The 23,674-nt window shown below is 59.6% G+C and carries 23 protein-coding genes and 2 tRNA genes; 14 read left to right on the forward strand and 11 right to left on the reverse strand.

What is annotated here, in order from left to right:
• Positions 1 to 21 precede the first annotated feature (21 nt).
• Complete coding sequence (locus ACA049_RS25715) at positions 22 to 327, forward strand: YkgJ family cysteine cluster protein (protein WP_497296102.1); 306 nt, start codon at positions 22 to 24, stop codon at positions 325 to 327.
• Positions 328 to 456: 129 nt separating this feature from the next.
• Here ACA049_RS25715 and ACA049_RS25720 read toward each other — a convergent pair whose 3' ends face one another.
• The 6 genes from ACA049_RS25720 to hemA form a co-directional block, all read right to left on the reverse strand.
• A complete protein-coding gene (locus ACA049_RS25720) occupies positions 457 to 975 on the reverse strand; it encodes an acyloxyacyl hydrolase (protein ID WP_497330837.1) in 519 nt (172 codons plus the stop codon).
• A 115-nt stretch (positions 976 to 1,090) separates the two neighbouring features.
• A complete protein-coding gene (gene murI / locus ACA049_RS25725) occupies positions 1,091 to 1,882 on the reverse strand; it encodes a glutamate racemase (RefSeq protein ID WP_497330839.1) in 792 nt (263 codons plus the stop codon).
• Positions 1,875 to 2,630, reverse strand: coding sequence for a molybdopterin-synthase adenylyltransferase MoeB (locus ACA049_RS25730; RefSeq protein WP_497330841.1), 756 nt, complete (start codon positions 2,628 to 2,630; stop codon positions 1,875 to 1,877). Before ACA049_RS25730 ends, murI begins: the two co-directional genes overlap by 8 nt.
• Positions 2,624 to 3,454, reverse strand: coding sequence for a peptide chain release factor N(5)-glutamine methyltransferase (gene prmC, locus ACA049_RS25735; protein ID WP_497330843.1), 831 nt, complete (start codon positions 3,452 to 3,454; stop codon positions 2,624 to 2,626). Before prmC ends, ACA049_RS25730 begins: the two co-directional genes overlap by 7 nt.
• The gene (gene prfA, locus ACA049_RS25740; RefSeq protein ID WP_497330845.1) at positions 3,455 to 4,537 is read right to left on the reverse strand and encodes a peptide chain release factor 1; all 1,083 of its coding nucleotides are present in this window, start codon (positions 4,535 to 4,537) and stop codon (positions 3,455 to 3,457) included. It abuts the gene before it with no gap.
• Positions 4,534 to 5,823: a glutamyl-tRNA reductase gene (gene hemA / locus ACA049_RS25745; RefSeq protein ID WP_438657660.1), complete on the reverse strand. Its 1,290-nt coding sequence runs from the start codon at positions 5,821 to 5,823 to the stop codon at positions 4,534 to 4,536. Before hemA ends, prfA begins: the two co-directional genes overlap by 4 nt.
• A gap of 182 nt (positions 5,824 to 6,005) precedes the next feature.
• On the opposite strand from hemA, the gene ACA049_RS25750 reads away from it, so the two are divergent.
• The 8 genes from ACA049_RS25750 (at position 6,006) to ychF (ending at position 12,926) form a co-directional block, all read left to right on the forward strand.
• Positions 6,006 to 7,730, forward strand: a complete 1,725-nt coding sequence (locus tag ACA049_RS25750; protein ID WP_497330848.1) for a tetratricopeptide repeat protein — start codon at positions 6,006 to 6,008, stop codon at positions 7,728 to 7,730.
• A 4-nt stretch (positions 7,731 to 7,734) separates the two neighbouring features.
• Complete coding sequence (gene lolB, locus ACA049_RS25755) at positions 7,735 to 8,352, forward strand: lipoprotein insertase outer membrane protein LolB (RefSeq protein WP_497330850.1); 618 nt, start codon at positions 7,735 to 7,737, stop codon at positions 8,350 to 8,352.
• Positions 8,353 to 8,354: 2 nt separating this feature from the next.
• Positions 8,355 to 9,206, forward strand: coding sequence for a 4-(cytidine 5'-diphospho)-2-C-methyl-D-erythritol kinase (gene ispE, locus ACA049_RS25760; protein WP_497336977.1), 852 nt, complete (start codon positions 8,355 to 8,357; stop codon positions 9,204 to 9,206).
• A 36-nt stretch (positions 9,207 to 9,242) separates the two neighbouring features.
• Positions 9,243 to 9,317, forward strand: a tRNA-Gln gene (locus ACA049_RS25765).
• A gap of 45 nt (positions 9,318 to 9,362) precedes the next feature.
• On the forward strand, positions 9,363 to 10,304 hold the full coding sequence (locus ACA049_RS25770; protein ID WP_003208392.1) for a ribose-phosphate pyrophosphokinase: 942 nt from the start codon (positions 9,363 to 9,365) through the stop codon (positions 10,302 to 10,304).
• Between the two features lie 141 nt (positions 10,305 to 10,445).
• Positions 10,446 to 11,048, forward strand: a complete 603-nt coding sequence (locus ACA049_RS25775) for a 50S ribosomal protein L25/general stress protein Ctc (protein ID WP_109634809.1) — start codon at positions 10,446 to 10,448, stop codon at positions 11,046 to 11,048.
• A 170-nt stretch (positions 11,049 to 11,218) separates the two neighbouring features.
• Positions 11,219 to 11,803: an aminoacyl-tRNA hydrolase gene (gene pth, locus ACA049_RS25780; protein ID WP_046030136.1), complete on the forward strand. Its 585-nt coding sequence runs from the start codon at positions 11,219 to 11,221 to the stop codon at positions 11,801 to 11,803.
• A gap of 22 nt (positions 11,804 to 11,825) precedes the next feature.
• Entirely contained in the window at positions 11,826 to 12,926 is a 1,101-nt protein-coding gene (ychF, locus tag ACA049_RS25785) for a redox-regulated ATPase YchF (RefSeq protein ID WP_046053455.1), read from the forward strand.
• 173 nt (positions 12,927 to 13,099) lie between these two features.
• Here ychF and ACA049_RS25790 read toward each other — a convergent pair whose 3' ends face one another.
• A complete protein-coding gene (locus ACA049_RS25790; RefSeq protein ID WP_497330852.1) occupies positions 13,100 to 14,317 on the reverse strand; it encodes an MFS transporter in 1,218 nt (405 codons plus the stop codon).
• A gap of 332 nt (positions 14,318 to 14,649) precedes the next feature.
• Here ACA049_RS25790 and ACA049_RS25795 point away from each other — a divergent pair, with 332 nt between their 5' ends.
• On the forward strand, positions 14,650 to 16,707 hold the full coding sequence (locus ACA049_RS25795) for a methyl-accepting chemotaxis protein (protein ID WP_497330854.1): 2,058 nt from the start codon (positions 14,650 to 14,652) through the stop codon (positions 16,705 to 16,707).
• 116 nt (positions 16,708 to 16,823) lie between these two features.
• Positions 16,824 to 16,900 (forward strand) — tRNA-Met (locus tag ACA049_RS25800).
• A 72-nt stretch (positions 16,901 to 16,972) separates the two neighbouring features.
• Here the strand turns inward: ACA049_RS25800 and ACA049_RS25805 are convergent.
• A complete protein-coding gene (locus ACA049_RS25805) occupies positions 16,973 to 18,082 on the reverse strand; it encodes a DUF2817 domain-containing protein (protein WP_497330856.1) in 1,110 nt (369 codons plus the stop codon).
• A gap of 165 nt (positions 18,083 to 18,247) precedes the next feature.
• On the opposite strand from ACA049_RS25805, the gene ggt reads away from it, so the two are divergent.
• Complete coding sequence (gene ggt, locus ACA049_RS25810) at positions 18,248 to 20,080, forward strand: gamma-glutamyltransferase (protein WP_497330858.1); 1,833 nt, start codon at positions 18,248 to 18,250, stop codon at positions 20,078 to 20,080.
• An 84-nt stretch (positions 20,081 to 20,164) separates the two neighbouring features.
• Here the strand turns inward: ggt and ACA049_RS25815 are convergent, their stop codons facing one another.
• Positions 20,165 to 20,509, reverse strand: coding sequence for a gamma-glutamylcyclotransferase family protein (locus ACA049_RS25815; RefSeq protein ID WP_497330860.1), 345 nt, complete (start codon positions 20,507 to 20,509; stop codon positions 20,165 to 20,167).
• A 33-nt stretch (positions 20,510 to 20,542) separates the two neighbouring features.
• On the reverse strand, positions 20,543 to 21,637 hold the full coding sequence (gene ddlA / locus ACA049_RS25820; RefSeq protein ID WP_497330862.1) for a D-alanine--D-alanine ligase: 1,095 nt from the start codon (positions 21,635 to 21,637) through the stop codon (positions 20,543 to 20,545).
• Positions 21,638 to 21,788: 151 nt separating this feature from the next.
• Between ddlA and ACA049_RS25825 the strand changes: the two genes are divergently transcribed.
• Positions 21,789 to 22,598, forward strand: coding sequence for an AraC family transcriptional regulator (locus ACA049_RS25825; protein WP_497330864.1), 810 nt, complete (start codon positions 21,789 to 21,791; stop codon positions 22,596 to 22,598).
• A 77-nt stretch (positions 22,599 to 22,675) separates the two neighbouring features.
• On the forward strand, positions 22,676 to 23,044 hold the full coding sequence (locus tag ACA049_RS25830; protein WP_497330866.1) for a cupin domain-containing protein: 369 nt from the start codon (positions 22,676 to 22,678) through the stop codon (positions 23,042 to 23,044).
• A 12-nt stretch (positions 23,045 to 23,056) separates the two neighbouring features.
• Here the strand turns inward: ACA049_RS25830 and ACA049_RS25835 are convergent, their stop codons facing one another.
• Positions 23,057 to 23,656 (reverse strand): flavin reductase family protein, encoded by a 600-nt coding sequence (locus tag ACA049_RS25835; protein ID WP_497330868.1) that lies wholly within the window; start codon positions 23,654 to 23,656, stop codon positions 23,057 to 23,059.
• Positions 23,657 to 23,674 lie beyond the last annotated feature (18 nt).

Below are 23,674 nucleotides of genomic sequence, written 5' to 3' on the forward strand. Positions count from 1 at the left end.
CACTGCCTTACACTGCGCGCCATGAAAACCATTCCCCACACGCAAATCACCGAGCCGGCCGTCACGTGTTCGACCTGTGCAGCCTGCTGCTGCCAGCTCGAAGTCATGCTGATCACCGACACGGGCGTGCCCGAACGATTTATCGATACCGATGATTGGGGCGGGGAAGTCATGTTGCGTCTGGATGACGGCTGGTGCGCTGCGCTGGATCGCAACAGCATGATGTGCACCATCTACGAAAAACGCCCGCTGATCTGCCGGGAGTTCGAGATGGGCGCACCGGAATGCATCGATGAGCGCCAGGGGATTAGCACGGTGTATCGCTGAATTTGAAGTCACGCAAACTCAATGTGGGAGCGGGCTTGCTCGCGAATGCAGACTTTCAGTCAACACCAATGTTGAATGTTAAACCGCTTTCGCGAGCAAGCCCGCTCCCACATTTGACCGAGTCCAGTCTTACAACGGCATCGTGTAGTGCAGCGCGTAGCTTTCTACACCGTCGTTCGGGCTACTGAGCCCGGCATTGGAATAGTGCGTCGCACGAATCCCGACTTCATGCCCGCCCGCAAAGCGCAGGCCAAAGCCGAACCGGTCTTCAAACTGGAAGGCACTGCCGAGTTGATTGTTTTCAACTTCGGTACTGGCGAACACCGCGACGCCAACACCCAACTCCACGTAAGGCTTGACGGTCTGGCCGGAAAATTCGTAAACCAGCACCGGCGAGAACGACAGGCTGTGATTGCTGGAGGCTTCGTCGCCATCCCAATAGGTGTAGGCGCCGCTCCAGTAACCGGTCAAACGACCGACATCACTCTGCAGCCAGCTCTTGTCCCAATCGAATTGCATGCCCAATCGATAGGTCATGGTCGACTCGCTGGTCTGGCCGACCGCGAACTCCACGCCTGCCGCCTGTGCAGTAAAACTGTGCCCCATCAGTGCGGCCGCAATCGCGGCCAAGCAGAATAGTCGCTTCATTAGAAACATCCTTTTCCGAACGATTTCGTAAGGTTTTTTTTGTTGCTCACCGCTATAGAAGTCGACGTTTAATCAGAAGTTCACCCCAATTATTCGTTTGCCCCCAACTTTTTAGTTACTCATCGAAGCTTCGCACAACGCCAGCGGTATTCCACAGTATCGGCAAGATATTTCTGAAATGTTCCGGATCGGCACTCGTCCAGAACTGTGCTGCACGGGCGGGTCCGTCGGCGAGTAATTCACGCTCGGCCAACAGGCGCTGAAGTTGCCGCGCCACAGCGGCGCCGGTATCAATCAAGCTGATGTCATCGGGGATCATCTGCTTAAGCAATGGCTTTAGGAAGGGATAATGCGTGCAGCCCAGAATTATTGTGTCGCACCCGGCGCCGAGCAACGGCCCGACATACCCGGCCAGCAACTGACGCAATGCCTCGCTGTGCAGATCGCCGTTTTCAATCAGCTCCACCAGGCCGGGGCACGGCTGAGTGATGACGCGTACATCGGTGGCAAAACGGTCGAGCAAGGCGGCGAACTTGGCGCTCTGCAACGTGCCGGTGGTGGCGAGTACGCCGACCACGCCACTGCGGGTGGCGGCAGCAGCGGGTTTGACCGCGGGCTCCATGCCGACGATGGGCCACTCAGGGAAATCACGCCGCAAATCGGCGACACCCGCAACCGTCGCCGTATTGCAGGCCAGCACCAAGGCCTTGGCGCCCTGCTGCTGAAAAAATTCGGCCATCACACTGCAACGCTGCTGGATGAATGCCGGGGTTTTCTCGCCGTAGGGAATATTGCCGCAATCGGCGACGTACAGCAGAGACTCGTTGGGCAGCAAGCGCTGGATCTCGGACAGCACCGAGAGCCCACCGACGCCGGAGTCGAACACGCCGATCGGCGCTTCACGCATGTTTCGAACCACAGACGCTGCAGCCCGGATCACGCTTGACCCGCAGTTCACGGAAGCGCGAGCCCAAGGCATCGATCAACAACAGGCGCCCCACCAGCGGCTCGCCGAAACCCACCAACAGTTTCAGGGCTTCCAGCGCCTGAAGGCTGCCCACCAGCCCAACCAAGGGACCGACAACGCCGGCTTCACTGCAGGTCAATTCGGCCTCGCTGCCGTGACCATATAAACAGTGGTAACACGGGCTTTCCGGGCGGCGTGGGTCGAACACCGACAATTGCCCTTCAAGGCGAATCGCCGCGCCGCTGACCAGCGGTTTGCTGGCGGCGACGCAGGCAGCATTGACCGCTTCGCGGGTGGAAAAATTGTCGGAGCAGTCCAGCACCAGGTCCACCGCAGCCACGGCGGCGGCCAGGGAATCTTCGTCCAGCGCGGTGCGATGGGCGATCAACTGGATCTCGGGATTGATTGCGCTCAGTCGGCGGATCGCTGAATCGACCTTGCTCAGGCCGACGCTGTCCGTGTCGTGAACAATCTGGCGTTGCAAGTTGGTCAAATCGACGGTGTCGAAGTCCGCAAGATGCAACTCACCGACACCAGCCGCTGCCAGATAAAGCGCCACCGGTGAGCCAAGACCGCCGAGGCCGACGATCAATACGCGGCTTTCTTTCAGTCGCAACTGGCCGTCGATGTCGACGTGTTGCAACAGAATCTGCCGGCTATAGCGCAACAATTCCTGATCATTCAGCACGGCAGGCGCCCCAGGCTGATACGTTCGTGGCCGCCCAGATCGGTGCGGCTGTGGACTTCTTCAAAGCCGCGGGTCAGCAGCAAATCGCGTACTGCCATGGCTTGATCGTAACCGTGTTCGAGCATCAGCCAGCCACCGGCCTCCAGATAGTCCGGCGCCTGGGCGACGATCAGACGCAGATCGTCGAGCCCGTCGACGCCGGCCACCAAGGCGCTGGCCGGTTCGAAGCGCACGTCGCCTTCCACCAGATGCGGATCGGCGGAGGCGATGTAAGGCGGATTGCTGATGATCAGTTGAAAACGCTGACCTTCCAGGGCGCTGAACCAATGGCTGCTCAACACGGTGGCGTTGTTCAGGTGCAGGCGCTGACGATTGCGCTCGGCCAGCGCTACGGCTTCGAGTACACGATCCACCGCAGTGACTTTCCACGCCGGACGTTCGCTGGCCAACGCCAGTGCAATGGCGCCGCTGCCGGTGCCAAGGTCGAGGACGTTGGCGGGTGTGGCGGGCAAAAGTTCCAGCGCGGCTTCCACCAGCAATTCGGTGTCGGGGCGCGGGATCAGCGTGTGCGGCGCAACTTCCAGATCAAGTTTCCAGAACCCTTGCTGCCCCAGAATATAGGCCACCGGCTCACCGCCACGACGACGCTGCAGGAATTCGGTAAATTTCAGCGCCGCTTCGCTCGGCACAATGCGTTCCGGCCAGGTGTGCAGAAAGCTGCGGGACTTGCCCAACGCGGCGGCCAGCAACAGTTCGGCATCCAGGCGCGCCGTGGGCGAGTCGGGCAGATCGGCGGCGCGCAACAAACTGGCAATGATCGTCATTTACTCACCTATCGCTGCCAATTGATCGGCCTGGAATTCGGCCAGTAACGGTTCGATCACCGCATCGACGCCGCCCGCGAGGATTTCGTCGAGGGAGTACAGCGTCAGGTTGACCCGGTGGTCGGTGACCCGGCCCTGGGCAAAGTTATACGTGCGGATGCGCTCGGAGCGATCACCCGAACCGACCAGCAACTTACGCTCGCTGGCGATCGCATTGGCGGCGGCGCTGGTTTGCTGATCGTTGAGTTTGGCCGACAGCCAGGACATCGCCCGGGCGCGGTTCTTGTGCTGGGAACGTTCTTCCTGGCACTCAACGACAATGCCGGACGGCAAGTGCGTGATGCGGATCGCCGAGTCGGTTTTGTTGACGTGCTGTCCACCGGCACCGGAGGAACGATAGGTATCGACCCGCAGGTCCGCCGGGTTGATCTCGATCGTTTCCTGCTCATCCGGCTCGGGCAACACCGCCACGGTGCAGGCCGAGGTGTGGATGCGCCCCTGGGATTCGGTGGCCGGAACCCGTTGCACGCGGTGCGCGCCGGATTCGAATTTCAGTTTGCCGTAGACGTTTTCGCCTTCAACCCGGGCGATGACTTCTTTATAGCCGCCGTGCTCGCCGATGTTCTCGGAGAGGATTTCCACGCGCCAGCCGCGACGCTCGGCGTAACGCGAATACATGCGGAACAGGTCGCCGGAGAAAATCGCCGCCTCGTCACCGCCGGTGCCGGCACGGATTTCGAGGAACACGTTGCGCCCGTCATTCGGGTCTTTGGGCAGCAGCATGCGTTGCAGGCTGGCTTCGAGGTCGATCAGTTGCTCTTTGGCTTCGCGAACTTCTTCCACGGCCATTTCGCGCATGTCCGGGTCGCTGTCCTTGAGCAATGCCTGGGCGCCTTCGAGGTCGCCTTGCACTTTGAGCAGCTGTTTATAGGTGGCGACAATCGGTTCGACTTCCGCGTATTCCTTGGAATAGGTGCGGAATTTGTTCTGATCGGAAATGACTTCGCCATCGCCAAGCAAGGCGGTCAATTCCTCGAAACGGTCCTGGAGGATGTCCAGCTTATTGAGCAGTGACGCTTTCATTGCGGTTTCTTATCCGAAAAGCTATCCGATGAGCCCTCATTCAGGGCAAAGAGTTCCTGGGCCATGGCCAGCGCATCGAGGCGGCCTTCGGCAGAAAGCTTTTTCAACTGCACGCTCGGGGCGTGCAAGAGTTTGTTGGTCAGGCCGCGCGCCAATTGCACCAGCACGTCTTCGGCGCTGCTGCCGTTGGCCAGCATGCGCTGGGCCTTCTGCAATTCTTCGTCGCGCATGCGCTCGCTTTGTTGGCGATAGGCCTTGAGCACATCCACCGCCGCCAGTTCACGCAGGCGGACCATGAAATCTTCGGCGCCGACCGAGACCATCTCTTCTGCCGCCTGGGCTGCGCCTTGGCGACTCTTGAGGTTCTCGGCGACCACTTCATGGAGATCGTCGACGCTATACAGGTAAACGTCGTCCAACTCGCCGACTTCAGGCTCGATATCCCGGGGAACGGCGATGTCTACCATGAAGATCGGTTTGTGCTTGCGCAGTTTCAAGGCGCTTTCCACGGCGCCCTTGCCGAGAATTGGCAACTGGCTGGCGGTGGAGCTGATGACGATGTCGCTGCGCACCAGCTCGGCCGGGATGTCCGACAGCAAAACGGCATGGGCGCCAAACTGCTCGGCCAGGATGCTCGCGCGCTCCAGGGTACGGTTGGCAACCACGATGCGCTTCACACCCAGTTCATGCAGGTGGCGGGCGACCAGGGTAATGGTCTCGCCGGCGCCGATCAGCAAGGCCTGGCTGCGTTGCAAGTCACTGAAAATCTGTTTCGCCAGGCTGACGGCGGCAAACGCCACGGACACAGGGTTCTCGCCGATGGCCGTGTCGGTGCGCACTTGCTTGGCGGCATTGAACGTCGCTTGAAACAAACGCCCGAGCAGCGGACCGATGGTGCCGGCCTCACGCGCCACGGCGTAGGCCGATTTCATCTGACCGAGAATCTGCGGTTCACCCAGCACCAACGAATCGAGCCCGGAGGCGACCCGCATCATGTGACGAACTGCCGCATCATCTTCGTGCACATAAGCACTCGCGCGCAGCTCGTCGAGGCTCAAATGGTGATAATCGGCCAGCCAGCGCAACACGATGTCAGCCGAAAGGTGATCCTGTTCTATATACAGTTCACTGCGATTGCAGGTGGAAAGGATCGCAGCTTCGCGGCTGTCGGTAAGTCGGCAGAGCTGCTGCAAGGCCTCCACCAGCTGCTCAGGGGTAAAGGCCACGCGCTCGCGGACGTCTACTGAAGCAGTCTTGTGGTTGATACCGAGTGCAAGGAAGGCCATTCAAGGTCGCTGATGGTGACGTGAAGCCGGCAATTGTCCTACTTCGACAGAGCCAGAACAACTACCGCTGACTATTGTCCCAATGTCCTGCCTCTATAAAGGCATCATTCGAGACACGGTTATGTTTGGCCGAAGGCTTGTGTCATGATGATCCGACCGCAGGTTAGTCGTCCTCTCTCTATATGAATAGATCTTCCGCGTTGCTCCTCGCTTTTGTCTTCCTTAGCGGCTGCCAGGTCTTGGCACCCGTATCGTCGGACGGTACGCCGCCGGTCGAAGACAGCACTCCGGCCCCTGAAAAGCCCAAGGTTTACAGCTCATTCAGTGAAGAAACCGTCTTCAGCCTGTTGAGCGCCGAACTGGCCGGCCAGCGCAATCGTTTCGACATTGCCCTAGACAACTATGTGACCCAGGCCATCAATACACAGGATCCGGGCATCTCCGAACGGGCTTTCCGCATCGCCGAGTACCTGGGCGCCGATCAGGCTGCCCTCGATACCGCTTTGATCTGGGCGAAAAACGCCCCGGACGACCTCGAGGCGCAACGCGCGGCTGCCGTGCAACTGGCGCGCGCCGGGCGTTATGACGACTCCATGGTCTATATGGAAAAAGTCCTGCTCGGCAAGGGCGACACGCATTTCGACTTTCTTGCCCTGTCCGCGGCCGATACCGACCAGGACACGCGCAACGGCCTGATGAAAAGTTTTGACCGTTTATTGCAGCGCCACCCGAACAACAACCAGTTGATTTTCGGCAAGGCCTTGCTGCTGCAACAGGACGGTGACGCCAAAGGCGCGCTGACCCTGCTGGAGGACAATCCACCGGACGATGGCGAAATTGCCCCGATCCTGCTGCGCGCGCGCCTGTTGCAAGGGCTCAACCGTGGCGACGAAGCCATGCCGTTGCTGCAAAAAAGCATCAAGAAATACCCGGACGACAAACGCCTGCGCCTGACGTATGCGCGCATGCTGGTTGAACAGGACCGCATGGACGACGCCAAAGTCGAATTCTCCAGCCTGGTTCAGCAATACCCGGAAGACGACGAACTGCGTTACTCCCTGGCGCTGGTGTGCCTGGAAGCCAAGGCCTGGGACGAGGCCAAGGGCTACCTGGAAGATTTGATTGCCCGGGAAAGCCACGTCGATTCGGCGCACCTGAACCTAGGTCGTATCGCGGAAGAGCGCAACGATCCACAAGGCGCGCTGATCGAGTACGCCCAGGTCGGCCCCGGCAATGACTACCTGCCTGCGCAACTGCGCCAGACCGATATCCTGATCAACAACGGCAAGACCGCCGAAGCCCAACGCCGTCTGGCTACCGAACGCGACGAGCAACCCGACTACGCGATCCAGCTGTACCTGATCGAAGCCGAAACGTTGTCTGCCAACAAGCAGCCCGACAAGGCCTGGAACGTTCTGCAAACCGCGTTGCAAAAGTACCCGGACGATCTGAATCTGCTTTACACCCGCGCCATGCAGGCGGAAAAACGCAATGACCTGGCGCAGATGGAAAAAGACCTGCGCCTGATCATCAAGCGCGACCCGGACAATGCCATGGCGTTGAACGCCCTCGGCTACACCCTGTCCGACCGCACGACGCGTTACGCCGAAGCCAAGGCCCTGATCGAACAAGCACACCAGATCAACCCGGAAGACCCGGCAGTACTCGACAGCCTCGGCTGGGTGCACTTCCGCCTGGGCAACCTCGACGAAGCCGAGCGTTACCTGCGCCAGGCCCTGGAGCGTTTTCCCGATCAGGAAGTGGCCGCCCACCTGGGCGAAGTCCTGTGGGCCAATGGCAAGCAACGCGAAGCCAGGCAAATCTGGAGCAAGTTCCTCAAGGAACAACCCGACAGCCCCATCCTGCGCAGCACCATCAAGCGCCTGACCGGATCAGAGACTCTTTAAGATTATGTTTTTGCGCCACCTTATTGTTTTCAGCTTCATCGCCCTGCTCGCCGGTTGCGCGGGCTTCGGCGCTCGCGAATCGGTCCAGGGCCAAGGCAATCCGGCCCAATGGCGCGATTACAAACAACAGCTGACCAGCCTTGATGGCTGGCAGATCAACGGCAAGATCGGCATCCGTGCGCCAAAAGATTCGGGCAGCGGCACGCTGTACTGGCTGCAACGCCAGGATTACTACGACATCCGCCTTTCCGGGCCACTGGGTCGAGGCGCAGCTCGCCTGACCGGTCGCCCTGGCAAAGTTTCGCTGGAAGTGGCCAATCAAGGGCGTTATGACGCCACGACACCGGAAGCGCTGGTCGAAGAACAGCTCGGCTGGAAACTACCAGTGTCGAATCTGGCGTGGTGGGTTCGCGGGCTTCCGGCACCGGACAGCAAAAGTCGCCTGACCCTGGATGCCGACAGTCGCCTGGCCAATCTCGAGCAGGATGGCTGGAAAGTGGAATACCTCAGTTACGCCGAGCAAAACGGCTATTGGCTGCCCGAGCGGATCAAACTGCATGGCACCGACCTTGATGTCACGCTGGTGATCAAGGAATGGCAACCACGCAAACTGGGGCAGTGAACATGACTGCTCCGCGCTTGACGCTGCCCTCCCCGGCCAAACTCAACTTGATGCTGCACATCCTCGGTCGCCGTGAAGACGGTTATCACGAGTTGCAGACGATTTTTCAGTTTCTCGATTACGGCGATGAAATCACCTTCGCCGTGCGCGATGACGGCGTGATTCGGTTGCACACCGAATTCGACGGCGTTCCTCATGACAGCAACCTGATTGTTCGAGCTGCAAAAAAACTTCAGGAGCAATCCGGTTGTTCGCTCGGCATCGACATCTGGATCGAAAAAATCCTGCCCATGGGCGGTGGTATCGGTGGCGGCAGTTCAAATGCCGCGACGACTTTGCTCGGCCTGAATCATCTCTGGCAACTGGACTGGGATGAGGATCGCCTGGCTGCGCTGGGCCTGACACTGGGCGCCGACGTCCCGGTTTTCGTGCGTGGCCACGCCGCTTTTGCCGAGGGCGTAGGGGAGAAACTCACCCCTGTAGACCCCGAAGAACCGTGGTATGTCGTGCTGGTGCCGCAAGTCTCTGTAAGTACAGCAGAAATTTTTTCAGATCCGTTGTTGACACGTAACTCTTCTCCCATTAAAGTGCGCCCCGTTCCCAAGGGAAACAGTCGAAATGACTGCTTACCGGTGGTAGCAAGGCGTTATCCAGATGTACGTAACGCTTTGAATTTGTTAGGTAAATTTACCGAAGCAAAACTCACCGGAACTGGAAGTTGTGTGTTTGGGGGCTTCCCAAGCAAAGCTGAAGCTGATAAAGTCTCGGCCCTTCTTACAGAGACCCTTACAGGATTTGTAGCAAAAGGAAGCAACGTTTCGATGTTGCATCGCAAGCTGCAAAGTCTGCTCTAAAGGAACCGATTACTGGGTAATCGTTGCAACAGATACAGGGGCGTCGCCAAGCGGTAAGGCAGCAGGTTTTGATCCTGCCATGCGTTGGTTCGAATCCAGCCGCCCCTGCCATTTTCTATACTCATCCAGGTTACCCTCAGCCTCTAGGTACTGCGCGTGTCCAAGATGATGGTCTTTACGGGGAACGCTAACCCCGATCTGGCTCGGCGTGTTGTACGTCAGCTGCATATCCCTCTCGGTGACATCTCTGTCGGTAAGTTCTCCGACGGCGAAATTACTGCCGAGATCAATGAAAACGTCCGCGGTAAAGATGTCTTCATTATTCAGCCGACTTGCGCTCCGACCAACGATAACCTGATGGAACTGGTAGTGATGGCTGATGCCTTCCGCCGCTCCTCGGCTACTCGTATCACTGCTGTTATTCCTTACTTTGGTTATGCCCGTCAGGATCGCCGTCCGCGTTCCGCACGTGTGGCTATCAGCGCGAAAGTCGTTGCTGACATGCTTACCGTAGTCGGCATCGACCGTGTTCTCACGGTTGATCTGCATGCTGACCAAATCCAGGGTTTCTTCGATATTCCGGTAGATAACATCTACGGCTCCCCGGTTCTGGTGGATGACATTGAAGATCAGCGCTTCGAAAACCTGATGATCGTATCCCCGGACATTGGCGGCGTCGTGCGTGCACGTGCCGTTGCCAAATCCCTGGGCGTGGATCTCGGGATCATCGACAAACGCCGTGAGAAAGCCAATCACTCTGAAGTGATGCATATCATCGGTGATGTCGAAGGGCGTACCTGCATTCTGGTCGATGACATGGTCGATACCGCCGGCACTCTGTGCCACGCGGCGAAGGCCCTGAAAGAGCATGGCGCTGCCAAGGTTTTCGCCTACTGCACACACCCTGTGCTGTCCGGTCGGGCGATCGAAAACATCGAAAATTCCATGCTGGACGAACTGGTGGTGACTAACACCATCCCGTTGTCCGCTGCAGCTCAAGCCTGCTCGCGTATCCGTCAACTGGATATCGCGCCGGTAGTTGCCGAGGCGGTCCGCCGCATCAGCAATGAAGAATCGATCAGCGCGATGTTCCGTTAAGGGCCCTGCCCTTCTCGACTGTCTCGTTGACGAAAAGCGCCCCGCCCCGGCATTCCTGTCGGGGCGGGGCTTTTTTGCCCATATCGCCTTTAGCGCTGGTCGCAACCGCTGGGGCGAATGTGGTTATTTTGGAGATACAACATGAACGATTTTACTCTGAATGCTGAAGTGCGTTCCGACCTGGGGAAAGGTGCGAGCCGCCGCCTGCGTCGTCTCGCAAGCCTGGTTCCAGCTGTAGTTTACGGTGGCGAAAAAGCCCCTGAATCCATCAGCATGCTGGCTAAAGAAGTTGCCAAACTGCTCGAAAACGAAGCGGCTTACAGCCACATCATCGAGCTGAACGTTGGCGGCACCAAGCAAAACGTAATCATCAAAGCTCTGCAGCGTCACCCGGCCAAAGGCCACGTGCTGCACGCCGACTTCGTACGCGTTGTAGCTGGCCAGAAACTGACCGCTATCGTGCCTGTACACTTTGTTGGTGAAGAAGCTCCGATCAAGAAAGGCGGCGAAGTTTCGCACGTTGTTTCGGAAATCGAAGTGACCTGCCTGCCGAAGGACCTGCCTGAGTTCATCGAAGTCGACCTGGCCAACGCCGAAATCGGTTCGATCATTCACCTGTCCGACCTCAAAGCCCCTAAAGGCGTTGAGTTTGTTGCTCTGGCACACGGCGATGACAAGGCTGTTGCCAACGTCCACGCTCCACGTGTTGCTCCAGAAGCTACCGAAGAAGGCGAAGCAGAGTAATTCACTCTGTCATGCCGGAGTGATCAAGTAACATCGCGGACTGGAACGTAGCGAGAAAGCGGGCGAGAACGCGGAGTTTACATAATGGTAAATGAGCACTTGTCGTCCACTTTCGCCGCACTGACCGATTGCGGCGATGTTATCCACCACTCCAAGGAAGGGCCCCTATCGTGACTGCCATCAAACTGATCGTTGGCCTGGGAAATCCAGGCGCTGAATACGAACAGACCCGGCATAACGCAGGGGCCCTTTTTGTTGAGCGCATCGCGAACGCGCAGGGTGTAAACCTTGTGGCGGATCGCAAATATTTCGGCCTGACCGGGCGCTATTCGCATCAGGGTCAGGATGTTCGTCTGCTGATTCCCACCACGTACATGAACCGTAGCGGCCAGGCCGTGGCGGCACTCGCCGGTTTCTTCCGCATCAAGCCTGAAGAAATCCTCGTGGCGCATGACGAACTCGACCTGCCACCGGGCGTTGCCAAACTCAAACAGGGCGGCGGCCACGGCGGTCACAACGGGTTGCGCGACATCATTGCGCAACTGGGCAATCAGAATACCTTTCACCGCTTGCGGCTTGGCATTGGCCACCCGGGCGTTGCCAGTATGGTTTCAAATTTCGTCCTGGGTCGTGCGCCACGCGCCGAACAGGAAAAACTCGATGCCAGCATCGACTTTGCCCTCGGCGTGCTGCCGGATATCCTCGCCGGGGAATGGAACCGCGCGATGAAAAACCTGCACAGCCAGAAGGCCTGACTCACTCCTCGGGGAAAACACCATGGGATTCAATTGCGGCATCGTCGGCCTGCCTAACGTCGGCAAGTCCACCCTATTCAACGCCCTGACCAAATCCGGGATCGCGGCCGAGAACTTCCCCTTCTGCACCATCGAGCCGAACACCGGTATCGTGCCGATGCCGGATTCGCGCCTGGAAGCCCTGGCGGCCATCGTCAATCCAAAGCGCATCCTGCCGACCACCATGGAATTCGTCGACATCGCAGGCCTGGTTGCCGGCGCCTCGAAAGGTGAAGGCCTGGGCAACAAATTCCTCGCCAACATCCGTGAGACCGATGCCATCGCCCACGTGGTCCGCTGCTTCGAAGACGAGAACGTGATTCACGTCTCCAACAGCGTCGACCCGAAACGCGACATCGAAATCATCGACCTGGAACTGATCTTCGCCGACCTCGACAGCTGCGAGAAGCAACTGCAGAAAGTCGCGCGCAATGCCAAGGGTGGTGACAAGGACGCCGTGGTCCAGAAAGGCCTGCTGGAGCAATTGATCGCTCACTTCACCCTCGGCAAGCCTGCGCGCACCCTGATGAAGACCATGGGCGCTGACGATAAAGCGGTGATTCGTGGTTTCCACCTGCTGACCACCAAGCCGGTCATGTACATCGCCAACGTCGCTGAAGACGGTTTCGAGAACAACCCGCTGCTGGACATCGTCAAGGCCATCGCCGAAGAAGAAGGCGCCATGGTGGTTCCGGTCTGCAACAAGATCGAAGCCGAAATCGCCGAGCTCGAAGACGGCGAAGAGAAAGACATGTTCCTCGAAGCCCTGGGCCTTGAAGAGCCTGGCCTGAACCGCGTGATCCGCGCCGGCTACGAGATGCTGCACTTGCAGACCTACTTCACCGCCGGTGTCGAAGAAGTCCGCGCCTGGACCGTCCGCGTCGGTGCTACCGCACCACAAGCTGCTGGCGTGATCCACACCGACTTCGAAAAAGGCTTCATCCGCGCCGAAGTCATCGCCTATGACGACTTCATCCAGTACAAGGGCGAAGCCGGCACCAAAGAGGCCGGTAAATGGCGTCTGGAAGGCAAGGACTACATCGTTAAAGACGGCGACGTGATGCACTTCCGTTTCAACGTCTGAGTTTTCAGAACGAAGCTGCCGCACAAGAAAAAGCCGCGTTTGATACGCGGCTTTTTTGTGCCTGAAATCCGGGCGATACCTAATCCTGTAGGAGCGAGGCTTGCCCGCGAAGGCGTCATCACCGGCTCAAGAAGCTTCGCGGGCAAGCCTCGCTCCTACAGGGTCGGCGGTGTTCAAGGCTTTTTGGTTCTCGGCAGGAAGATCGCCAGTACGCCAAACAACGGTAAGAACGAGCACAGGAAGTACACGTATTCGATGCCGTGAATGTCCGCCAGATGACCCAGCAACGCCGCGCCAATCCCGCCAAAACCGAACATCAAGCCGAAGAACACCCCAGCTATCATCCCGACATTGCCCGGCACCAGTTCCTGGGCATAAACCACAATCGCCGAGAACGCCGACGCCAAGATGAAGCCAATCACCACGCTGAGAATGCTGGTCCAGAACAGATCAACGTGAGGCAGGATCAGCGTGAACGGCGCGACGCCAAGGATCGAGAACCAGATCACCGCCTTACGCCCGATCTTGTCGCCAATCGGCCCACCGAAGAAGGTTCCCGCCGCCACGGCGCCGAGGAACAGGAACAGATGCAGTTGCGAACTCGCCACCGACAGGTCGAACTTCTCGATCAGGTAGAAGGTGAAGTAACTGGTGAAGCTCGCCATGTAGAAATACTTGGAGAACACCAGCAGCCCGAGCACCACCAGCGCGCTGATCACCCGGCGTTTCGACAGTCCGTGGGTGGCCGCCTGACCTTGTTTGAGCTTGAACAGGTTCAAGTGATTGGCGTACCAGCGGCTGATCCGATAAAGCACGAACAACGCAAACACGGCGAACAAGCCAAACCAGGCCACGTGGCCCTGACCGAAGGGAATGATGATCGCTGCCGCCAACAAAGGGCCAAAGGCTGAACCGGCATTGCCGCCGACCTGAAAGGTCGATTGCGCCAAGCCGAAGCGCCCGCCCGACGCCAGTCGCGCCACACGGGACGCTTCCGGGTGAAAGGTCGACGAGCCGATGCCGATCAACCCCGCCGCCAGCAGAATCATCGGGAAGCTGCCGACCACCGACATCATCAAAATGCCGATCAGCGTGCAGACCGTTCCTGCCGGTAGCAGCCAGGGTTTGGGATGGCGATCGGTGTGATAACCGACCCATGGCTGCAACAATGAAGCTGTCAGCTGAAAGGTCAACGTGATCAATCCAACCTGGGTAAACGTCAGGCCATAGTTGGCCTTGAGCATCGGATAAATCGACGGCAGCACCGACTGAATCAGGTCGTTGATCAAATGCGCCAGCGCCACCGCGCCGATGATGCGCATGACCAGAGGGCTGCTTTGTGGAGTCGCGGGTGCCGACGTCGCGCCGGTCTGAGCGTTGGTAATAGCCATGAGAATTTCCGTACAGCGGATGGGTGCACACGGGCAGGTGCGTCAATGTGCCATTTTTCAGTGCGCCAGCGCCATCCCCTTAGCCTGCTAACGACCTCGACATTCATCGACAAGTAGGTGATAGCGCAACGCCATGGTCTGAATCTTGCCTTGTTAATCCGCTTCAACGCGGCCCCTTACAAAGGGGACCGAGAATGGGAAGTTTCGCCACAGAGTCGGCCTACAGAGCTGACAAGGGTGAACTTTCGAGGCCTTTTAAAGGGGCACAAGTCGCGGTCGCAACGGCCTCGACGCACGCCATTGGTGCGTGGTGTCCAGAGGAGTCATGGGGCATGCAGGCTTTTTTATCACCGGGGATCGGATTGCTGGGGCGTTTTGGCTTCGCACGCAAATTTCAGCTGTTGTTCCTTTTGTTTATCCTGCCGCTGGCGGGCAGCCTGTTGATGATCGGTCAGGACTATCGCGCCAAACTTAATTTGATCTCTGGCGAACGTGCCGGCGTTCGGCAGCTGCTGGCCCTGGATGCGCTGGATAACCTGCTCGCCGCCCAACGTGATCGCGCCGCCCGTTGGCGCGCGACGGAAACCAATCGCCAGCCAACCCCTGCGACCCTTGCCGCAATGGCCGCGTTTGATGCGGTTCAACCCGCCGTCGCCCAAGCCACTTCGGACCTCGGCAATGCACTGCAAACAGAAGGCGCCGAGGGCGAAACCCTGGTCCGTTATCAGGCCCTGCAAACCGCGCTCAACAGCCTCGACTCGAAAAGCCTGAGCAGCGTCGGCTGGTGGCCGGATGGCTATGATCGTTTCACCAATGCCTTGAGTGCGTTGCAAGCCCTGCGCGAGCAGATCGCCATGGACAATCGCCTGACGCTCGCGCCGTGGCTGGAAACCTACCTGCTGACGCAAATCTCGACGCAACACGCGCCAGACCTGATTGAGCGGGTTGGCCGTCTGGCCAGTGTCGGCCAGGCGTCGGTGGTCTCCGGGCAGTTCACTCTGCAAAGTCGCCTGCAATTGCGCGACTTGCGCAGCCGCATCGGCGATGCCCGGGAACAGTTGGTGAAAACCGCCAGCCTCCTGGAAGCACGCCTGCCCAGCGCCTTGCAAAGCTGGGCCGGGCAATACCACGACAGCCTCAAGCATCTGGATGCTGAACTGAAAGTCCTCGATGACGGCGTCTTCGGCGGCAGTATCAAGCTCAAGCCGGAAGAATTTGAACGCAGTCTCGACAGCCTGCTTACCGACCTCGCCTCGCTGCGCCAGCAATCCTTGGTGTCGCTGGATCAGCGTCTGGATTACTACCACGGCTCGGCGATTCGCCAGTTCATTCTGGTGGCGACGATCTTTGGCTGCCTGCTGCTGGCCGCGCTGTACCTGTTCATCTGCTTGCAGGCCTCGATCCGTCGCAGCGCCAGCGGTATTACCCTGCTGGCCGAAGCATTGCGCGATGGCAACCTCAGCCTGCAAGTGCCAGTGCAGGGGCGCGACGAACTGGCGGCCATCAGCACCGCGCTGAATGTTGCGGTGGTGCAACTGCGCAACAGCTTGCTGGGGGTCGATCACGAAACCTTGCAGGTGAGTAACGCGGTGCGCACCCTCAACCATCACTCCAGCGGCGCCTTGGGCGAAGTCGAAGCGCAGCAGTTGCAGATCAGCCAGATCGCTGCTGCGGCCACGCAATTGGCGGCGACCTCGCAAGGTGTTGCACAGAGCTGCGAACAGGCCTCCGGCAGCGCTCAACACACCCAACGCATTGCAGCCGACAGCAGCCGCGACAGCCAGCGCACCACGGCGAGCATTCAGCAGCTCAACCAGCGTTTGAACGACACGGCGGCGGCACTCGGCCGGGTCAGCGAACAAGGGCAACAGATTCAATTGGTCGTCGACACTATTCGCGGCGTCGCCGAGCAGACCAACCTATTGGCGCTCAACGCGGCGATCGAAGCGGCTCGCGCTGGCGAACAAGGCCGTGGATTTGCGGTGGTGGCGGATGAAGTGCGCAGTCTCTCGCAACGCACGCAGTCCTCCACGGCGCAGATCGCCGGTACGGTCGACAGCCTGCGCAGTACGGTGAATGAGGCGGTGAGCCTGATGGAAGCGGCCTGTAGCCAGGCGCAAAGCGATGCCCAGTCGGTCACTGGCCTGGGTGAGCGCCTCGGCGAAATCGCCCTCGCGGTGCAAGGCGTGACCGACACCCTGGCGCAAATCGCCACGGCGGTTGAGGAACAGGCCAGCACTGCCGATGAAGTCAGCGGCAACATCCAGCAGGTCGATCAGGCAGCGGTAAGATTGCTAGAAGGCGCACGGGCGGTGAACCTGGCGGCGGACACCTTGAGCCAGGGCAGCAAGGCCTTGAGTGCCAATACCGGGAGATTTCAGCTCAGTTGACGCCCTCCTCCGGTCCGGATTTTCGGCTCAGGTGGATAAGCGGTTGAAAGCGTAGAGAAATATTTTAGATTTACGCTTGACGCATCTGCATTACCGGTGAATAATGCGCGCCACTTGGCTACATAGCTCAGTTGGTTAGAGCATAGCATTCATAATGCTGGGGTCCGGGGTTCAAGTCCCTGTGTAGCCACCAAGTACTAAAAACGGCTTACCGAAAGGTAGGCCGTTTTTTTATGCCTCGAGAAAAGTGCCTCTCAACAGCACATCAAGAACGAACCGTCGGCAACGCCGACAACGCGCGCTCCCAAATCTGCCAGGTGCGCAGCCAGACCATCGCCTGCCAGTCGCTGTCAGCAGGATAGAACTGCTCCAGCAGATTCAGTTTGATCTCCCGCCCTACCGCATCGCTCGGATTGCCGTGCAGGTGCAGCCAGTGATCATCGCGCAAATGACGATGAACGTCCGGCCCCGGATACGTCCCGCACTCGATCACGAACGGCATCAGTTTTACCTGCGGCAGCGCATTGATCAAAGCCTGTGAGGTGTAGCCCGTGGCGGTGGCTGCCACACCGGTTTCGCTCAGCGTGTCGGCGCCGGTCAGTAGCGTGTAAAGCCAAGGACCATAAATGGCCTGCGCATCCGGGAGCGCCGGATAGGCCGACTCAGTGATGGTCAACAACATCGGATGGCCGTACTCACCCGCACCAGTGTGCAAGTCGAAACACATTGCGACCTCGGCGTGGGAAATATGCTTTTGCAGGATTTCGTGCAGCGTGCGGTTCGACCAGCTCGGCGCCAGCCCGCCATAAAACAGGCCATCGGGATGACTGTGCTGGCCACCCTCGACAATCGACATCACCGCCGGCCAGCCGTGCTCGCGAATTTGCCCGTCGAGCAAGGCATCGGCGCGGTCACGCCCGGGGCCTCGCAACTCGGTGAAGGCGTAGATTTCATGCAGCGCCGCGTAAGCCTGATTGTCCGGCAGCGGACGTTCGAAGTTCAGGTGATTGCGGTTCAGGTCGATGTTGTCTTCGTTGACCCGACGCAGCCATGCGGTGCCCCAGGGATTGATCAGGTGGATCATCACCACCGCGACATCGGCCGGCAGTGAGCGCTTGCCCAGTTCCTGCATCCATTTGATCTGGCATCCTGAGCCATAAAAACCTTCCACCCCATGTGTGCCACTCAAGGCGATCAGCAGTCGCTTGGCACCCGGATCGCCCAACACAGCCACATCGGTGCTCAATGACTCGCCGAATGGCCCTTTGAGTGGGTGCGGATACTCGGTCAACGTCGCGCCAGCCGCGGTCGCTGCCGCGAGGAATTGCTCACGCTGGGTGCGATAACTCGGCTGGGTAGGAAACTCGGTCTGCATGGCTGCCTCTTGTTGATCTTCTGACCCGTCTTATGCCCTCGACCCTACAGAAAATCCGTCAACTGATGAAGGACAAAAGCATCTTCGCTGTAGTCCATGGTTTGCACCTCGCCCGGTCGGCCGATAAAGTCCCCTGATATTTTCCATCGGACGGAGTGCCCCCACGTGATCTCAGCCTTCCACTTGAGTCGCTATCGCCTGTCAGCCCTTTCGCTGATCGCCACCGCGCTAACCCTCGCTGCCTGCAACGCCCCGCCGACTTCACAGTTGCCAATCGCGCCGGAAGTTGCGTCGGGTTATCGCACCGACCTGAAAACCCAATACGCCTCGAAACACATGGCCGCCGCGGCCAATCCTCTGGCAGCCGAAGCTGGCCGGGAGATGCTTCGTAAGGGCGGCTCGGCGATTGATGCTGCGATCGCGATGCAGGCGGTGTTGACGCTGGTGGAGCCACAATCTTCCGGCATCGGCGGCGGCGCGTTGATTGTGTTGTGGGATGGCAAGAACGTTCGCACGTACGACGGTCGCGAAACCGCTCCGGCCGGCGCCACGGAGAAGCTTTTCCTGCAGCCCGACGGCAAACCGATGGCTTTCACCCAGGCGCAGATTGGGGGTCGCTCAGTGGGAACGCCGGGCGTGTTGCGGGCGCTTGAGCTGGCTCACCAAAAACACGGTCGCCTGCCGTGGGCGCAGCTGTTCGAACCGGCTATCAAACTTGCGGAGCAAGGCTTCGCCATCTCGCCGCGCCTGCATCAACTGATCGCTTCAGACTCGTCCATGCGCCGCTCGCCGGACATGATGGCGTACTTCCTCAATGCCGATGGCAGCCCGAAAGCAGCCGGTACTCAACTGAAAAACCCGGCTTTGGCCGCGGTGTACAAACGCATCGCCAAAGAAGGGCCGGATGCGCTGTACAAAGGGCCGGTTGCGCAAGAAATCGTCGCCAAGGTTCAGGGCCACGCCAACCCAGGCAGCTTGTCCCTGAATGACCTCCAAAGTTACAAGGCCAAGGAACGCGCGCCGCTGTGCACCGACTACAAACGCTGGCAGGTTTGCGGCATGCCGCCGCCGTCGTCGGGCGGGATCGCCGTGGCGCAGATCCTCGGCACACTCCAGGCGTTGGAGGCTCGTGATCCGCGCTTTGCCATGGCCTCAATGAAACCGCTCAAGACCGATAAACCCGCCGGTACCGAGCCGACGCCCGAAGCCGTGCACCTGATCTCCGAAGCCGAGCGCCTGGCTTATGCCGACCGCGCGCTCTATCTGGCCGACGCCGACTTCGTGCCCGTCCCCGTCAAAGGCCTGGTGGACCCGACGTATCTGGCCAGCCGCGCCGCCCTGATCGGCGATCGCAGCATGAACACGGCCAAACCCGGCACACCGCCGGGCATCAAGGTCGCCTACGCGCCGGACCGCTCACCGCTGCGCATCTCCACCTCGCAAGTGGTGGCGGTCGATGACCAAGGGGGCGCGGTGTCCATGACCACCACCGTCGAATCCGCGTTCGGTTCGCATGTAATGGTGCAGGGCTTCCTGCTCAACAACCAGATGACCGACTTCTCGTTCATCCCTGAAGAAAACGGGCAGAAAGTCGCCAACCGCGTCGAACCGGGCAAACGCCCCCGCTCGTCCATGGCGCCGACACTGATCTTCGATCGCCAGAGCGGCGAATTCCTCGCCACCATCGGTTCGCCCGGCGGCTCGCAGATCATCGAATACGTCGCCAAATCCACCATCGGCCTGCTCGACTGGAACCTCGACCCGCAAGCGGCCATCAACCTGCCCAACTTCGGCAGCCGCAACGGCCCGACGGAGCTGGAAGAAGGCCAGTTCAGCGCCGGATTGATTCAGGGGTTGAAGGACAAAGGGCACAGCGTGAGCGAGATCGACATGACCAGCGGCACCCAGGCAATTGTTCGGGTGAAAGATGCGCAGGGGAAAGCGTCGTTGGCGGGCGGGGCCGATCCTCGGCGTGAGGGGGCCGCGTTGGGGGATTGAGTCCTACGAGTTAATAAGCAAGGGCTTACCGGAAGGTAGGCCCTTTTTCACATACGTCATTCGGGATAACGGCGTGCTGCGTAACTACACGCTCACGTACACCCAAGCTTCAATCCCGGATTGAAGGACCACACTCACACGCTTGTAATCCGCTACTTCATACCTATCGGCGGCAGCCAACTCCTCGGGTGTGATCTGAAACACCATCCCCGGAATCGGCGCGCAGCCGGCGCTGCCCGGACGAAGAATCGGGTGGTGCGTCTTGCCGCTGGTGGCCAATACTTCTGGGTCGGTGATTTTGACCCAGGACTGCTCGTAACCCAGCATCGCGTCGGCACTGCCGGTCAGTTCGCGCCCGAAGTTGGCCAGTTGCACCGCTTTGTCCTGCAAGGTGCCGTAGGAAAACAGGTACACCGTTGAATCGCTCATCCATAAATCCTTGATTGAATAGTCGCGCGTCGCTCAGCGAGTGATCTTCAGCGCTTGCCGTGCCTTGTGTTTCTCCAGCGCCAGATCGATCAAGCGGCTGACCAGTTCGCTGTACGTCATGCCGGTGGCTTGCCAGAGCTTGGGGTACATGCTGATGCGGGTGAAGCCGGGCAACGAGTTGATTTCGTTGATCAGCACTTCGCCGCTGTCGGTCAGGAACACATCGACCCGCGCCAGCCCGGAGCAGCCCAGTACCTGGAACGTCTCGACGGCCAAGGCACGGATGCGCTCACTGGCCTCGGTGCTGATGTTGGCCGGGACCACGACCTCTGCCGCTTGAGCGTCGATGTACTTGCTGTCGTATGAATAGAAACCGCTGCGCACCACGATCTCGCCACAACCGCTGGCGATAGCGTCCTCGTTGCCGAGCACGGCGCACTCGATCTCGCGGCCGCTGACGGCGGATTCGATCAAGACTTTTTCATCGAAACCCAGGGCCAGCTCCACGGCCGCCGTGTACTCGGCTTCATTGCTGACCTTGCTCACGCCCACGGACGAGCCCTGATTCGCCGGTTTCACGAACAATGGCAGGCCGAGTTTGCCCTGGACCTCGGCGAACCCCGTGCGCGCGGCACTGGCTCGGGTCAGGGTCACGAACGGTGTGACCGCAATCCCGGCGTCACGCAACAGACGCTTGCTGATGTCCTTGTCCATGCACACCGCCGAGCCAAGCACGTCAGAGCCGACAAACGGCAAATCCGCCATGCGCAGCAAACCTTGCAGGCAACCGTCTTCACCCAGCGTGCCGTGCACGATCGGAAAGATCACATCGACGTGGCCCAGCAGTTCCTGACCGGAGGTTTCGACCAATTGCTGACTGGCCTTGCCCGGCACCACGGCCAGTTCCCGGTTGGACTGGTTGAGGGCGATCAGGGCCGGATTTTCCTGGTTCAGCAGGAAATTCGAAGGGTCGTTGAGGTGCCAATGACCCTGTTTGTCGATACCGATCAGCACCGGTTCAAAGCGCGACAGATCCAGCGCATCGACGATGTTTTTCGCCGATTGCAGCGACACTTCGTGCTCGGCCGAACGGCCCCCAAAAACAATCCCCACACGCAGCTTGCGCATTACCTGGCCCACCTTTTTGGCTTCAGCGAATGTCCGACACCTTGCAACATTAGCCGGTAATTTTCTACCAATCGGGCGGTTCGATCGGCAGCAGACAGGTGGCCAGTCACTGGGTTAACGTGTTCTACATTGAGTTCAATACAACGACACCATGGCCAAGCATCCGCCTCCCATCGATTGGTTCCACCGCGCACCCGATGTGGGCGCGGTTCAGCGTTTCGAGGCGTTTTTTGCCGGCCATGGCTACGACCTCCACCGCCATGACACCTATGCAATCGGCCGGACTCTGGCCGGCGTGCAAAGCTTTCAGTACCGCGGCGGCTGGCGGCACAGTCTGCCGGGCGGGACGCTGGTGCTGCATCCGGACGAAGTCCACGATGGCGAGGCCGGCACCGAGGCCGGTTTCAAATACCGAATGATGTACATCGAACCGGCGCTGATCCAGCAGATACTCGGCGGCCAACCGCTGCCATTCATCAAGACCGGATTGTCGACCGACCCACGCCTGTTCGCCGCCACCGACGTGCTGCTGCGAAGCCTGGATTGCCCCCTCGACCCGCTGGAAGAACAGGACGCGCTGTTCGATCTGGCGCACGCCTTGAGCAGCGTTTCCGGCACGTCCGGCAAACGCCAGCGCTTCGACTACGTGGCGGCAGAACGTGCACGGGAATTTATCCACAGTGCCCTGGACCGCACCGTGACACTGGAGGAACTGGCGCAACACAGCGGTCGGGATCGCTGGAGCCTGTCGAGGGATTTTCGCCTGTTGTTCGGCACCAGCCCTTATCGATACCTGACAATGCGCCGCCTGGACCTGGTCCGCGCCCTGCTGATCCAGGGCCAGTCACTGGTAAGCGCCGCGCTGATCGCCGGTTTCACCGACCAGAGCCATATGACCCGGCAATTCACCAAGACCTACGGCCTGTCGCCCGCCCGCTGGATGAAAATGCACCGCGGCTGATCCACGCACAATCGTACAAGAAGCTTGCTGTCGCGCTGGCTATCGTGGATTCACGATCAACCACGAGAGCTCGTTTCATGAACGCCTACCAAAGCCTGAACTTCGCTGAAAAGATCGCCCGCATCGACGCGCACTGGAGCCCTCGGGTCATCGCCGAGATGAACGACTACCAGTTCAAAGTGGTGAAACTGCTGGGGGATTTCATCTGGCACGATCACCTGGATACCGACGAGACCTTCATCGTGCTCGAAGGGCAGTTGCGCATCGACTTTCGCGATGGCCACGTGCTGCTGAACGCGGGCGAAATGTACGTGGTGCCAAAGGGCGTGGAGCACAAACCCAGCGCCGAACACGAAGTTAAGTTGCTGCTGATCGAGCCCAAGGGTGTGTTGAACACGGGCAGCGAAGGTGGCGAACGCACGGCGCAGAATGACGTCTGGGTGTGAAAAGCAGCCGGTTTACGGCTGCAGCGTCTTGCCGTCCACCGGGTCACCGATCGTCAGGAAATGCCCACCCGCCACGTGGTGCAAGGTGCGCAATGCATCGTGCCCTTCGAAGTGCCAACGGCCCTCGCTGAACACACGCTCATCGGCCTGGGCGGCAATCACCTCGGCCACGAACAGGTCGTATTGCTGATGATTGTTGGGCTCTGGCAGCAATCGGCACTCCAGCCAGGCGACGCAACCTTCAAGCATCGGTGCGTCGATCAGCTCACCGCTGAAGGTCTGCAGGCCATACACCTGAAACTTGTCGAGGCCCTGGCCTTGAGTCAGCTCCAGGCCCGAGGTCGAGCCAACGGTCTGGGCGATATCGGCCTGGGCAGCGCAGGGAACGTTCAGCACGAAGGTTCCCGACGCTTCCAGCAGTTGTCGGGTCCAGGTGGACTTGTCCAGCACCACGGCGATTTTCGGCGGTTCGAAGTCCAGCGGCATGGCCCAGGCAGCGGCCATGATGTTGCGCTGGCCGTCATGGGCCGCGCTGACCAACACGGTCGGCCCGTGATTGAGCAGGCGATAAGCCTTGGACAAGGGAACCGGACGGCGGTGAGAAACGCTCATGAAGGCTGCTCCTTTGGA

The sequence above is a fragment of the Pseudomonas sp. LBUM1662 genome, assembly GCF_059695915.1.

Coding starts and splice junctions, on each gene's coding strand:
- ACA049_RS25715 (WP_497296102.1), top strand. CDS start 22: ATGAAAACCATTCCCCACACGCAAATCACCGAGCCGGCCGTCACGTGT.
- ACA049_RS25720 (WP_497330837.1), bottom strand. CDS start 975: ATGAAGCGACTATTCTGCTTGGCCGCGATTGCGGCCGCACTGATGGGG.
- murI (WP_497330839.1), bottom strand. CDS start 1,882: ATGCGTGAAGCGCCGATCGGCGTGTTCGACTCCGGCGTCGGTGGGCTC.
- prmC (WP_497330843.1), bottom strand. CDS start 3,454: ATGACGATCATTGCCAGTTTGTTGCGCGCCGCCGATCTGCCCGACTCG.
- prfA (WP_497330845.1), bottom strand. CDS start 4,537: ATGAAAGCGTCACTGCTCAATAAGCTGGACATCCTCCAGGACCGTTTC.
- hemA (WP_438657660.1), bottom strand. CDS start 5,823: ATGGCCTTCCTTGCACTCGGTATCAACCACAAGACTGCTTCAGTAGAC.
- ACA049_RS25750 (WP_497330848.1), top strand. CDS start 6,006: ATGAATAGATCTTCCGCGTTGCTCCTCGCTTTTGTCTTCCTTAGCGGC.
- lolB (WP_497330850.1), top strand. CDS start 7,735: ATGTTTTTGCGCCACCTTATTGTTTTCAGCTTCATCGCCCTGCTCGCC.
- ispE (WP_497336977.1), top strand. CDS start 8,355: ATGACTGCTCCGCGCTTGACGCTGCCCTCCCCGGCCAAACTCAACTTG.
- ACA049_RS25775 (WP_109634809.1), top strand. CDS start 10,446: ATGAACGATTTTACTCTGAATGCTGAAGTGCGTTCCGACCTGGGGAAA.
- ychF (WP_046053455.1), top strand. CDS start 11,826: ATGGGATTCAATTGCGGCATCGTCGGCCTGCCTAACGTCGGCAAGTCC.
- ACA049_RS25790 (WP_497330852.1), bottom strand. CDS start 14,317: ATGGCTATTACCAACGCTCAGACCGGCGCGACGTCGGCACCCGCGACT.
- ACA049_RS25795 (WP_497330854.1), top strand. CDS start 14,650: ATGCAGGCTTTTTTATCACCGGGGATCGGATTGCTGGGGCGTTTTGGC.
- ACA049_RS25805 (WP_497330856.1), bottom strand. CDS start 18,082: ATGCAGACCGAGTTTCCTACCCAGCCGAGTTATCGCACCCAGCGTGAG.
- ACA049_RS25815 (WP_497330860.1), bottom strand. CDS start 20,509: ATGAGCGATTCAACGGTGTACCTGTTTTCCTACGGCACCTTGCAGGAC.
- ddlA (WP_497330862.1), bottom strand. CDS start 21,637: ATGCGCAAGCTGCGTGTGGGGATTGTTTTTGGGGGCCGTTCGGCCGAG.
- ACA049_RS25825 (WP_497330864.1), top strand. CDS start 21,789: ATGGCCAAGCATCCGCCTCCCATCGATTGGTTCCACCGCGCACCCGAT.
- ACA049_RS25830 (WP_497330866.1), top strand. CDS start 22,676: ATGAACGCCTACCAAAGCCTGAACTTCGCTGAAAAGATCGCCCGCATC.
- ACA049_RS25835 (WP_497330868.1), bottom strand. CDS start 23,656: ATGAGCGTTTCTCACCGCCGTCCGGTTCCCTTGTCCAAGGCTTATCGC.